The sequence below is a fragment of the Nostoc sp. CHAB 5715 genome, assembly GCF_020829685.1.
Classification (GTDB): domain Bacteria; phylum Cyanobacteriota; class Cyanobacteriia; order Cyanobacteriales; family Nostocaceae; genus Nostoc.
The window spans coordinates 1-7,450 of sequence record NZ_JAIVFR010000301.1; the positions used below are offsets into that span (position 1 = coordinate 1).

At 41.6% G+C, this 7,450-nt stretch carries 7 protein-coding genes; 5 read left to right on the plus strand and 2 right to left on the minus strand.

What is annotated here, in order from left to right; translation table 11 throughout:
* Window positions 1-256, minus strand: a 256-nt coding sequence (locus LC574_RS17685) for a LuxR C-terminal-related transcriptional regulator (protein WP_229454712.1), incomplete at its 3' end; no start/stop codon positions are given.
* A gap of 584 nt (window positions 257-840) precedes the next feature.
* Here LC574_RS17685 and LC574_RS17690 point away from each other — a divergent pair.
* From LC574_RS17690 to LC574_RS17700, 3 genes are all read left to right on the plus strand, one after another.
* Window positions 841-1,080, plus strand: coding sequence for a hypothetical protein (locus LC574_RS17690; protein WP_229454713.1), 240 nt, complete (start codon window positions 841-843; stop codon window positions 1,078-1,080).
* 115 nt (window positions 1,081-1,195) lie between these two features.
* The gene (locus LC574_RS17695; protein WP_229454714.1) at window positions 1,196-1,420 is read left to right on the plus strand and encodes a hypothetical protein; all 225 of its coding nucleotides are present in this window, start codon (window positions 1,196-1,198) and stop codon (window positions 1,418-1,420) included.
* Window positions 1,421-1,523: 103 nt separating this feature from the next.
* Window positions 1,524-2,354: a PD-(D/E)XK nuclease family protein gene (locus LC574_RS17700; protein WP_229454715.1), complete on the plus strand. Its 831-nt coding sequence runs from the start codon at window positions 1,524-1,526 to the stop codon at window positions 2,352-2,354.
* Here LC574_RS17700 and LC574_RS17705 read toward each other — a convergent pair.
* A complete protein-coding gene (locus tag LC574_RS17705) occupies window positions 2,351-2,719 on the minus strand; it encodes a hypothetical protein (protein ID WP_229454716.1) in 369 nt (122 codons plus the stop codon). The genes LC574_RS17700 and LC574_RS17705 overlap by 4 nt on opposite strands.
* 929 nt (window positions 2,720-3,648) lie before the next feature.
* On the opposite strand from LC574_RS17705, the gene LC574_RS17710 reads away from it, so the two are divergent.
* Window positions 3,649-4,290, plus strand: a complete 642-nt coding sequence (locus tag LC574_RS17710) for a GNAT family N-acetyltransferase (RefSeq protein ID WP_229454717.1) — start codon at window positions 3,649-3,651, stop codon at window positions 4,288-4,290.
* Window positions 4,291-4,841: 551 nt separating this feature from the next.
* The gene (locus LC574_RS17715) at window positions 4,842-7,310 is read left to right on the plus strand and encodes a DHH family phosphoesterase (RefSeq protein WP_229454718.1); all 2,469 of its coding nucleotides are present in this window, start codon (window positions 4,842-4,844) and stop codon (window positions 7,308-7,310) included.
* The last annotated feature ends 140 nt before the right edge of the window (window positions 7,311-7,450 follow it).

Genomic DNA, 7,450 nt, shown 5'->3' on the forward strand with positions numbered 1-7,450 from the left:
CTGAAGATGCGCGATACTCACTTTCAATAACTTGCTGTAACTTGGTGAGCTTCCCAGGCCCACTGCCACTAACTTGGAATTTCTTATAAACCTCGCTCAATCTTTTGCGTACTGCCTCGGCGCTGATACCCAATTCTTTGGCGATCGCATTTGGCGATTTGTCTTGAACAGCATATAACAATACCTCTAGCTCACTGCTAGACAGACTTCGTTCTTGGGCTAAAGCCAAAAGAAAGTCTTTGGGAATCTCACTCATACACACATTATGACAAACTACACTCCAATGTTAGCTCACTAGGTGAGAACTTAATCTGCCCAGGTGACGCTTGAACTATTGTCTGATGATGAAAATACGTTATTGAGTCAGTATTTTTTAAATAATTTTCTCAGTTTTACTTGACTAGGTAACTGAGTTACTTTATAGTGAGTTTAACACAGGTAACTTGGGGAACTTAGTAAGTTTGCGGTTGAATCACCCAAACTTAGTGAGGAAAAGGTAAAGGCAAAAGCTGGAACCGTTAATCGATTTTGAAAAAGACAAGCATTCAAAGTCTGTTGTCTGTAGGAATTGCATTTTAGGGGTTGATGCGCGTAGTGTGCGTTATTATGCATCATCACGAGCATTGAGCGCCTGACAATGAATTGCAAAATTATCTTTGCAATTCATTTAAAAGTTTACTTTCACCATTTGTAAATACCAAAACCACTGTTGTTGGTATTCAAACCTGATTCAGGTTTTGTAGGACTGCTGCGTGCTTTCAAGTATTGGCTCTTTTTTTAGGACAGTCAAGGTAGCCCTAGCTGCTGCTTAGATTTAACTCTCAAAACAGGACAAAAACTATGAAAATCAATCTCAAAGATGATGAAAATCTACTATTCAAGTGGTTTTGTCAGGGACTCAAGTATTTTCTGCTGACTCTACTGGGTTTGGCGATCGCTCTTGTATTGTCTCACGTTTTTAGCGCTGTTTCAATAGTTGGGATGCTGTTATCCACAAATCTATGGATATGCTTTGAGAGGATAGCAGTATCTCTGTTTTGTCTATTTGCGATCGCCATGATTGTTGAGTCTTGGAGTTGATTCCTCACCTCTTCATCAGCAACAAAATTGCAATTTTAGGTTCGTAGTGAAGTTTAAGCAACTTTTTTGGGTTAAATGCAAGTTACCCCAAGGCTTTCCACTAGGAGATTATATCATGTCAAACAACAGCAACTCCTCCGGGGGAGAAACACTTTCGCCACTTTTAGTTATCTTAGTGGCAGGGTCAATCTCTTTGGCAATTGTTAACAAAGCTAATCACCCAGCATATTTTGACATAGTTAAAATAGCTATGGCCTACAGCTTTGGTTCAATCAAGTCCCAAGGAAAAACTAAATATTCCAATAACCACGATGATGTAGATAAGGACGAGTTGAAATAGCAGACATGAAAACTATCTGTGAAGGCAGTAAAAAATACCTGTTTTTTACAGATAGTCTGCCAAAGTTGAGTTACAGATTATAATTTGCTTCTAAAATAGAAGAATGCTGTCAACTCCCACTCAACTACTGCGACTGTCTCAAGGACAACTGAACTTACTAGAAGCTTGTCCGCGTAAATTCCAACATACTTACCTAGAACAACTCAATTCCCCCTCAAATCCAGAACAAGAAGAACGGCAAACTTTGGGTAGTCGCTTTCACTTGCTAATGCAGCAGCGAGAAATGGGTCTGCCAATTGATAGTTTCCTGCAAGCAGATGCTAAACTGCAAAGCTGGATGCTAGCTTTTGCTGATACAGCCCCAGAAATTTTAACGCCTGCATCTGATAATCAAACTTTCCGTGAAAGTGAACACTACCGAACTCTGCAAGTTCAGGACTATTTGTTGACGGTTGTCTATGATTTATTGATTGCAGATAACCAACAAGCGCAAATTCTCGACTGGAAAACTTATCCTAAGCCACCCAATAAACGCAAGTTAGAATCCAACTGGCAAACACGGCTTTATCTGTATGTATTGGCAGAAACTAGCGACTATTTGCCAGAAAATATTTCGATGACTTACTGGTTTGTCCAATCTGAGGGCAAACCACAAAATATTAAATTTAATTACAATACTGCTCAACATACACAAATAGCAAAGAAACTCAATCATCTGTTAAGCCAGTTAACTATCTGGCTAGAAAATTACCAAAATAACCAGCAGTTTCCGCAAGTGGTGGAAGGTAGCAAAACCTGTGATTATTGTCAGTTTGCTAAAAGGTGCGATGCCTACGACGGTAAACTACGCACACAAGCTACTGAAGAAGTAGTGAAAGATTCATTGCCCAATTTTGACAGCATTCAAGAAGTCTCACTAAACCCTATACTTTAGAGCAATACGCTTGGGTTAAGGCTAAAAAATAAAACTGGCGTCGCACCTGTGTACTTGATCGCGGTGCGACAAAGTTTGAAGTACTCCAACACGACTTCGGAGTACCTCAACACGACTTTCAAGTACCTCAAAACGACTTTCAAGTACCTCAAAACGACTTTGAAGTACCTCAACACGACTTTCAAGTACCTCAAAACGACTTTCAAGTACCTCAAAACGACTTTGAAGTACCTCAAAACGACTTTCAAGTACCTCAAAACGACTTTCAAGTACCTCAACACGACTTTGAAGTACCTCAAAACGACTTTCAAGTACCTCAAAACGACTTTCAAGTACCTCAACACGACTTTCAAGTGCTTCAACACGACTTCGAGGTATCTGTTTCTAAGATACAAGGTTGGGGAGCCACTGCGCCCTTGCGGTTTCCCGACTTGTTCGCTTTTAACGTTCCCGCAGGGTAGCAAGTGGCGTTTGAGGAATGTAGCAAGATCCCCGTAGGGTAACCCAACATTATCAAGGCTTTGTTGGAAAACTTTTAGAGGATGTTTGAAAAGTCGTAAACTATATTATAAACCCCGCTTCCATTCCTCTCCCCGTTGGCGTCAGCCTGCCGTTAGGCAAGCGGAGAGAGGCTTTGAACATTGGTGTCAACTTAAGCTATAAATAGCAAAACTTTCGGCTTGACTCACCCGCCTTGAACTAAAGTTCTTTGGCTTTTAGCTAAAGTCTACTAAAGTAGACTAAAGATTTTTGGCTATATTTAGTCATCTTCAGATGACTTTCGCTATTAGCAAGGAACTTCAGTTCCTTGCGGGACATAGTTTTTACGTTAAGTTGAAACCAATGGGCTTTGAAACCCCCATTCCCTCTCTTCGAGACGCTGCGCGAACGTAGGGAAGGGGGGCCAGGGCAGGGCTGATTCATTCCCCAAAGAGCTTTAAAAATCAAGGGTTCTAGCGATTAAAAATTAGTTATTTTGTTACCGACGTGCCGATGAAACCAACTATTTTACTGATATTTCAGTGCTTAAATGTTCATCTCTTCGTCACGCTTACTTACAATTTTCTTGCTAACCATCTTGACAAATCCTGTTTGAAATGGAATGAATCAGCCCTGGGGGCCAGGGGGCTAGGGGGGTTAGGTTTGCGAGGCTTTGGTATTACGAAAAATACTTTTCAAACATCCTCTTACACTCAACCAAACCTACTATTCTTCTTAACCCAAGCATATTGATAGATTAGAGGATGTTTGTAAAATCCAATAAGGGTATAAAGAAATTACAACTTCTAAATTTATGTCAAGCTTTGACGAAACTGAAGCGATTTATGTCCGCGAATTAGGAATTGATGACATTGCTCCCATTTACCACTTGGGAGAAGGGTTATTTACCAGCGATTTATATCCTTATTTATACCGCACTTGGGACGAATGGGAAGTAATTGGACTGTACAATACAGATCCAGAATACTGTCTTGTGGCTGAAACAGACGGGGAATTAGCAGGATTCATTTTGGGAACCATCATCACCAAAGCATCTTGGACTTATGGATACATTTTATGGCTAGGAGTTAGCCCGAAGTATCAGCGTCGGGGAGTAGCAGACAAGTTGGTTGATAAAGTCGTCGCCCGGATGATTGAAGATGGGGCGCGGTTTATGCTGGTAGATACTGATCCTACCAATACTTCAGCGTTAAAGTTTTTTAACCGCAAAGGTTTTGGTAATATCCGCCAGCATATTTTCTTATCGATGAATTTAAGCAAGCATGAATATTATGGTAGATTGATTGATTACGAACACCAAAAAGCTGAAAGAGCAGGTTATAGGCGATCGCGTCCAGCAATTCGCGCCCGCAAACCCGATAGCGTCGCCAATGAAGTAGTTCTCAACCCTTTAGCAAGTGAATCTCAAACAACCGAGGATCAATCATTAATTTAACAAAAGTTAGGAGTTAGGAATTATGAGTTAGGAGTTAAAACTCTTAAGAAACCATTTATAAAATGCTCCAAGAGAGACGGCATTGCTATGTCCCTACGGGTGTATCTCATTCAAATGAGAATTGCTATAGCAGTCCTATTTGACTCGTGAAAAATATAAATAAGAAAACGAACCGCAAAGTACGCTAAGGGCGCAAAGGGAAGAAAGAAGAAAGAGATATATAATTTTCACAAATGATTTAGGACTGCTATATATATAGTCACTTTTTGCCGTAACACACTCTACTTAATATTTTGTTTATAAATAGCCTCTAACTTTTCCAGGGCTATTTCATTCTCATCTAGTCCGCCTCAGAATGAATTCTGAGTCTAATAGCGAAAGTCGTCTAAAGACGACTGAGAAAAAGTTATAGTCCGTTTTAACGGACTTTAGCTATTAGCCCGGAACTTCAGTTCTGGGCGGTTTCTGTCTAGAACGAAATAGCCCTGCTAACTTTTCAGTTTCCAATTTTTAACTTCTCACTCCTAACTCCTAACTCTTAACTTTCTTTTATGCCAGAACAACAGCAGTGGACTATAGCAGCAACCGAAAACCCCCCGGAGTGGTTCATCCAAGCGGTGAAACAGCATACACCCGCATCAAGTGGAATATATGCAGCACAATTGTTGTGGCAACGGGGAATTAAAGATCGTCAACAATTAACAGCTTTTATTAATCACAAAGCTTATCAACCAGCGAGTCCGTTTGACTTTGGGCAAGAAATGCACTTAGCGATCGCCCGGTTGCAACAAGCATATAACATCAAAGAAAAAATTGCCATTTGGGGAGACTTTGATGCTGATGGCATTACCGCCACATCTGTACTTTGGGATGGATTGGGGCAATTTTTTAAACAAAATACTCAGTTAATTTATTACATTCCCAATCGCCTGAAAGAATCTCACGGACTCAATAATCAAGGGATTGATAATTTAGCAAAACAAGGTTGCAAATTAATTGTTACTTGCGACACTGGCAGCACAAACATTGAGGAAATTATCTATGCCAAACAACTAGGTATAGACGTAATAGTTACAGACCATCACACCTTACCTGCCGAACGCCCACCCGTCGCAGCAATTATCAATCCTCGCTATTTGCCCAGAGAACATCAACTATTCAATCTTTCTGGGGTAGCAGTAGCTTATAAGTTAGTGGAAGCATTATATCAAAGTTTGCCTAATATTGCAAAACATCCCTTAGAGGATTTATTAGATTTAGTAGCAGTAGGATTAATTGCTGACTTAGTGCAGTTAAGTGGAGATTGTCGCTATTTAGCACAGATGGGAATTCAACGACTGCAAGCAGATTTTCAACAGCCAGCAGCAGCGCGTCGCCGTCCGGGGGTGGGGCGATTATTAGAATTGTGCCAGAAAAGTGGCGATCGCCCCACAGATATTTCCTTCGGTTTGGGGCCAAGAATTAACGCCGTTAGCCGCATCCAAGGCGATGCTAGTTTTTGCGTTGAATTATTAACTAGTCGAGATGCCAAACGTTGTAACGAACTAGCCGAAGTTACAGAACTCGCAAACACCCGCCGCAAATCTTTACAAAAAGATGTGCAAGCGCAAGTAGCACAAAAACTTACTCAATTAGACTTATCAACCACCAGCGTCATCGTCCTAGAAGATGCCCAATGGCCTGCGGGTGTCTTGGGCCTAGTTGCTGGACAAGTAGCACAAGAAACAGGCCGCCCGACTATTTTGTTAAGTACGGAAGGGAGTGGGGAATCGGGAGTGGGGAGTGGGGAAGAAGATTCCGCCCCTACTCCCTACTCCCTACTCCCTACTCCCTTAGCAAAGGGTTCCGCCCGTTCGGTGAATTCTGTCGATTTATACCAACTGGTGAAAGACCAAGCACATTTGTTACATCGTTTTGGGGGACATCCTTTTGCAGCAGGTTTGAGTTTGTTAGTAGAGAATATTCCTTTATTTACAGCAGCGATTAATCAGCAGTTGCGGCAATCTTTAGGTAGTACAACCCTAACGCCAACTGTGCAAGCAGACTTGACGGTAACAGTCGCAGACTTGGGAAAAGAGTTATTTTTGGAACTGAAACTGCTAGAACCTTGTGGAATGGGTAATCCTGTTCCGAAATTGCTAATTCAAAACTGCTGGTTTGAAAATTCTTGGCATCGCAATCAGCAGGATTGGCAAGGGAAAAAAGTACAGTACATTAAAACCGAGTTTGATATTCGGGATGATTCCAGCACAAGTGCTTTTCCTGGTATATGGTGGGGACACTACAAAGATGAATTGCCCATAGGAAAGTGTGATTGCATAGCAGAACTAGACTATAACACCTTTAAAAAACGTTATGAAATCAGATTAATTGCCGTGCGTCCCAGTGTGAACTCAGCACTTAACACTCGGAATGGGCTAAACGCCCCGCTATCGCTAACCCCACTCATCTTAGACTGGCGTAACTTCCCCACTTCTGACTCCCAAGCACAGACGCGATTAACCGCGTCTCTCCCAAGTACAGACGCGATTAATCGCGTCTCTCCCCCACTCTTGCTTGAAGATTGTCCCACAAACTGGGATGATTTACGCGCGTGGTTGCGGCGATGTTTAACGATAAGTAGTTCGCAACAACTAGCGATCGCTTGGTCTAAACCCAACCTCCAACCACCCAATCAAATTTGGCTGACTCTTGTAGGAATTGCCAAATATCTCAGTCGCACAAATCAACTAGTTACCCGCGTTCAACTTTTAGAGAAAATCGGCATCACCGACCAAACTTTACTTGTAGGAATCAAAGCTTTAAAATATTTAGGGTTCACAGTCAAACGACAAGACCGTTATTTGCAAATCACCTGGCATCCAAGCGATAGTGCAGAAAACTTGGCTGAGGCAGCAGTGGAACGATTTTTAGCTGCTGTTAGAGAAGAACAATTTCAGCGAGAATATTTTGCTGAAGTTCCTTTATCTACTATTGTGGCGATCGCAAGTTCCGACAATTACATGGGTACAAACTTTTAAAAACGTGAGTTCGACAAACCTCTCCCTGCTTTGAACTAAAGTTCAAGTTTGTCCCTCTGAGACTATCTCCAGGAATGGTTTAGCGCAAATGCAATGCTTGGGACTCTTCTATATTGATGAAAATCGCCAGCCTCAAATCC

Excerpts from the sequence above, each read along its gene's own strand:
- LC574_RS17690 (WP_229454713.1), top strand. The coding sequence starts at position 841 with ATGAAAATCAATCTCAAAGATGATGAAAATCTACTATTCAAGTGGTTT.
- LC574_RS17695 (WP_229454714.1), top strand. The coding sequence starts at position 1,196 with ATGTCAAACAACAGCAACTCCTCCGGGGGAGAAACACTTTCGCCACTT.
- LC574_RS17700 (WP_229454715.1), top strand. The coding sequence starts at position 1,524 with ATGCTGTCAACTCCCACTCAACTACTGCGACTGTCTCAAGGACAACTG.
- LC574_RS17710 (WP_229454717.1), top strand. The coding sequence starts at position 3,649 with ATGTCAAGCTTTGACGAAACTGAAGCGATTTATGTCCGCGAATTAGGA.
- LC574_RS17715 (WP_229454718.1), top strand. The coding sequence starts at position 4,842 with ATGCCAGAACAACAGCAGTGGACTATAGCAGCAACCGAAAACCCCCCG.